This window comes from Chloroflexus sp. (assembly GCF_034432675.1).
In the GTDB taxonomy this organism is placed as follows: Bacteria; Chloroflexota; Chloroflexia; order Chloroflexales; family Chloroflexaceae; genus Chloroflexus.
On record NZ_DAOUBI010000209.1, the window covers coordinates 1 to 3,408 of the forward strand.

The following is a 3,408-nucleotide window of genomic DNA, read 5'->3' on the forward strand; positions in this document are numbered from 1 at the left end:
GCAACGGATTGGTCTATACTATCCATCGGTACGTGCGTCTCGATTGATCCGATCGTTGCAACAAAGCAATCTCAAATCATCGACAAGCTTGGTATCGTAATGAGAACATACGTTGCGTCTGTGACCGGCAAGGTCAAAGGCATGCTACGCACCGGATCGTAAGCACGGCTGGCGCGGCAGCCATGCTGCCGCACTCCAAACGACGCGACACGTGTATGACAAGCGGGCAAGACCACCAATCCAGCGCGTGATGGCACCGTTATCTGCATCCGGTAACGCGAAAGCTGATCACAAACTAGCGACGAATGATGAAGACCAGCTCACCGGGTAAGACTATCTCGTGCGGTGACCAGCCTTCCGTCGCGGCAAGCGTAGTCATATAGCGGCGATACGTTTCGAGCATCCCTACATTACATTCCGCCCACCTAGACTGCGCGTCGGAAAAGATACTACCAGGCGCGGCGCCTGAATAGCGCGTAACAGATCGGCACCGGCGCCGCGTCGCTGTTGTTCCAGCAAGGGAATCACTTTCAGTACCAGCGCAACGTCTGCGGCAACTGGCGGCGGCCCTGTTACTCGATCGCAAACATCGGCGCTACCCTGTACACCCAGCAATGGCAGCGCCGCGCTAACAAATCAACACAGAACAGTATCGATATCATAAGCGGCATAGAATGCGGTAGCAGGCACATTCATCCAGGGCACCGCCAACTGATTGAAACTGCATCTCAGATCAAGGATACGCTGCGGCGGTTGATCACCGAGGCAGGCAGGTTAGAACCGATCAAGCACTGCCGGACGCTCACGGGTGGATGCATGCGAAGCCAGCAGGCGTTGACAGATGACCTTGCGTGAAGCAACATCCGGTACCTGTTGTAGCTCGGCAAGCCACTTGCTCATACGGTGGGGTTCGTTCGGCATAGGCCCCGATCATCTGGTATAATTGGCTCCTGGCAGCCTTGATCGCAGTTTTCAGTGATGGATAGCGAGACAGTGCTTCCCGACCGACACGCTCGACCAGTTGCCGATCAATCGTTCGGTAACGTGTACTGGTTTGGACAGCCACTACCAATTCAGCCAGTTGCGTCTCACGATTGGTCATTAGCTTGCGATCCTCTCGGTTCGTGCCGGATTAGCTCCATCAACTGCGCCATGAAGTGTAGATTGTGGATGGTTGCCAATCGCAAGACCAGTGTCTCACCCAGTTTGTGCAGATGATGCAGATACCCCAGACTATACCGGCTACAGGTATAACACTGACATCCCGGCGAGATTGGTGTATCAGCTTTCACATGCTTGCGGTCGGCCAGATAGACATAGGTAAACCAATCACCGCGCAATTGGAAGCCCGGTCGCTGCGGATCAGCCGTAAACGCCAGTAAACGTCCCTAACGGGCATCGCAGGTCGGTAATGCGCTATCGAAGATAGGGTAACCCATTCAGGCACAGACCACCACACTGGCCGGATGGCCGACACCCAGAGCGTGCATGGGAAAGCGAGCGGGAATTTGATCACGGGTGAACGCCAGCACCTCATCGAGGAGTTGGCCCTGGGCATCGAGTGACCATCCCCCAAACCCGAATCCGTCGAACCCAATGTCGAGGAGTGCGGCTGCACACTCGGTGCGCAAATGCAGATCGCCCCCACCCTGTACCACAGCAAAGAGCAATGGTGGCGGCCCCTGGCGTCGGCGCTGTGCTAACTGGCGATCAAATTCCTGCTGACAGCGACGAGCCCAGCGAATTGTTCGTTCAACCGAACGACGCTGTTCGAAAGGTGAACGTCAACGTGTGTGCGATCGTCAAGGCAAATGACAATATCAGCGCCATAGCTCAATTGCAGTTGAATGCTCTTCTCCGGCGTCAGTTGAAACCGCCGTTCAGCCCCCTCTGGTTGAAAGGTCAACCCATGATCAGTAATCCGACCTGGTTTGGAATTATTTCTGATCAACGAATAGGCTTGAAAACCACCACTATCGGTCACAATTGGCCCCGACCAGGCTGTCATCTGATGCAACCCTCCTAGCGCGGTGATCGTCGAACTACCAGGACGTTGCATGAGATGAAAGACATTCATGACCAACGCTTTGATACCGGCTTCGCTGAGATCGCGGCTATCGACTGCGCGCACCGTGCCAAACGTTGCAGCGGGCAAAAATGTCGGTAAAGATAACCAGCCATGCTGAAGCGTCAAGAAATCCATCATATGTCATCCCAACAATTATATAGACATTTGAGAGTTGAAATTTGATAAATCGTGCGCTATACTATCGCAGAAGCCGCAATATTTGATTCCTGTTTGTGTCGGTTTTTTCGCTTGCCACGTGTGCATACAAGTAGATTGCTACCATCTACTTTTCTCAGCATTGACTATCGCAAACCCACCAACAGGTATCGAGGGCACTAAAATAAGTTGTTACTTGTAAAACGGAGAATGCTATGTCAGACATCACCAAAAACCTGCTCAACGTCGATCTGCGACAGGGTGTTGTTCCTATCTCAAAGGCGGCATCGTCGCTTGCTGCGCTTATCAAGCGCTCACAGGCTACCCACCAACCGATTATTGTCACTCAGAAAGGCTATCCGGCCGGCGTTCTGCTTGATGTCGAACTCTTCACTGCGCTGCGCGAACTGGCTGAACGGTACGAGGCCGAGCGCAATGGTAAGAGTGAGATTAGGAGTGCCGAGTAACCGTTCATCGGCACATTACCATATGCCGGCATTCCCTTCGCCAGGCGCAGTCGTTCTCTGCAAACGGCTGCGCAATTGTTTGTCTGTGTGTCTACGATGTTGCAGTTAGCTTTCAGCATCAGAATGAGCCAGAAAGCATTTGTCACCCGACGTTTGTTACCACTTGCACATTTTGGCAACCTGTGCTATACTCTCGGTCGAAGTCAATCCCCAATAGCTCAACGGTAGAGCAGCTGACTGTTAATCAGCGGGTTCCTGGTTCGAATCCAGGTTGGGGAGCCAGATAAGCAGCCGCCTCATTTGGCGGCTGTTTTCGTTTTCTCAATCAGTGGCAGTAGGCGAATGTAGATGGTTGTCAGCACTGCTCTCTTTTGACAGCAGACTTGGAGCAGGGATATGCTGTCGCTGGTGATTGGTAAGCGTTCATGAACCTATGTAATAGTCTGGTAGCACGACGGTACAGCTTTATGATAGATATAAGTTCTCCTAAGTTCTACCCTATCTCTACAATCTGACAGGAAGCACCGGTATGACTCACCATGCAGTACAATGCGCATAGCCATAGATTCGGTTTCAAGGAGCCGTACTCTAGTATTGACATTTATACGCAATAGTATATTATTGTACTTATGGAAAACACGATTAGTATAGGCAAGGCGGCGAAGCTGCTGGGGGTATCGGTTAAGACACTGCAACGCTGAGGTCGCGAAGGCCGTT

3 protein-coding genes, 1 tRNA gene and 3 pseudogenes are annotated in these 3,408 nt (G+C 52.3%); 3 read left to right on the forward strand and 4 right to left on the reverse strand.

Features of this window, described 5'->3' with window-relative positions; genetic code table 11:
* Positions 1-405 precede the first annotated feature (405 nt).
* The 4 genes and pseudogenes from VAE55_RS15825 to VAE55_RS15840 all read right to left on the reverse strand — a co-directional run bounded on the left by VAE55_RS15825 (position 406) and on the right by VAE55_RS15840 (position 2,206).
* Positions 406-696 (reverse strand): annotated as a pseudogene (locus tag VAE55_RS15825) (hypothetical protein).
* A 78-nt stretch (positions 697-774) separates the two neighbouring features.
* Positions 775-900, reverse strand: coding sequence for a hypothetical protein (locus VAE55_RS15830; protein WP_322816702.1), 126 nt, complete (start codon positions 898-900; stop codon positions 775-777).
* A 188-nt stretch (positions 901-1,088) separates the two neighbouring features.
* Positions 1,089-1,745, reverse strand: a pseudogene (locus VAE55_RS15835) (tRNA-guanine transglycosylase).
* Positions 1,700-2,206: a tRNA-guanine transglycosylase gene (locus tag VAE55_RS15840; protein ID WP_322816703.1), complete on the reverse strand. Its 507-nt coding sequence runs from the start codon at positions 2,204-2,206 to the stop codon at positions 1,700-1,702. The pseudogene VAE55_RS15835 and the gene VAE55_RS15840 overlap by 46 nt, the downstream one beginning before the upstream one ends.
* A 233-nt stretch (positions 2,207-2,439) precedes the next feature.
* Between VAE55_RS15840 and VAE55_RS15845 the strand changes: the two genes are divergently transcribed.
* The 3 genes and pseudogenes from VAE55_RS15845 to VAE55_RS19185 all read left to right on the forward strand — a co-directional run.
* Positions 2,440-2,691: a type II toxin-antitoxin system Phd/YefM family antitoxin gene (locus VAE55_RS15845; RefSeq protein WP_322816704.1), complete on the forward strand. Its 252-nt coding sequence runs from the start codon at positions 2,440-2,442 to the stop codon at positions 2,689-2,691.
* A gap of 207 nt (positions 2,692-2,898) precedes the next feature.
* A tRNA-Asn gene (locus tag VAE55_RS15850) sits at positions 2,899-2,973 on the forward strand.
* A 338-nt stretch (positions 2,974-3,311) separates the two neighbouring features.
* Positions 3,312-3,389, forward strand: a pseudogene (locus VAE55_RS19185) (MerR family transcriptional regulator); the annotation flags it as partial.
* Positions 3,390-3,408: the final 19 nt, after the last annotated feature.